At 63.0% G+C, this 801-nt stretch carries 1 pseudogene; it reads left to right on the top strand.

The features are described from left to right. Window positions 1-801, top strand: a pseudogene (locus EOA60_RS35380) (M23 family peptidase); the annotation flags it as partial.

Consider the following 801-nt stretch of genomic DNA (forward strand, 5'->3'; position numbering starts at 1 on the left):
CCCGCTTTCAAGAAGACCCAGATCGAGAACAACACGACCGTTGCGACCGTCAGCAGCGAATACCAGCGCTTCGAGGCGACCGAGGACACATTCGTAAAAATCCTCAACGACCGCAGCCTGGACAGCGTCGTCGCCGATGCGCATTTCTCCGCCGACGACGCGAAGCTGGCGGGCGAAGCGCTGAAGACGCTGTTCAACCGTGACGGGCTGGGGGCGGGCTTTGTCGTGGCGATGCGCGGATTCAGGCCGAACCGCGAGACCACCACCATGTCGCTTATGCAGGTCTCGATCTACGCCAGGAATGTCTATGTCGGCACGCTGACGCGCAATGCTGCGGGCGCGTTCGTGTCGGGCGTCGACCCGTGGGTGCGGGAGGACCTTTTCAACTATTCAGGCGCATCCGACGAAGGCGGGCCCAAGCGCCAATATCGCCTGCTCGATGCGATATATTCGACGGCCGCCCGCAACAAGGTTCCGACCAGCGTGATCGGAGAGGCCATCATGTATCTGTCGCGAGGACAGGATCTCGACGCCTTCGCCAGCGAGGACCAGCGGCTGGTGCTGATCTACTCGCAGACGCCGCGCGGCCAGGGCGAAATCTCCGGACGGGTCCTCTATGTCGGCGTTCAGGGCACGGAGAAGACGCTCGACTGTTTCGTCTTCCAGCAGAGCGATGGCCAGTATGCGTGCGTGACGGGCAATGACGAGGTTCGCTCGCTCAACGTCACCAACGGCATGGTCACGCCGGTGAGCGGGGTGATGACCTCGACGTTCGGCCCGCGCAAGCACCCGATCCTGGGC

Source organism: Mesorhizobium sp. M1A.F.Ca.IN.020.06.1.1 (assembly GCF_004023265.1).
In the GTDB taxonomy this organism is placed as follows: Bacteria; Pseudomonadota; Alphaproteobacteria; order Rhizobiales; family Rhizobiaceae; genus Mesorhizobium.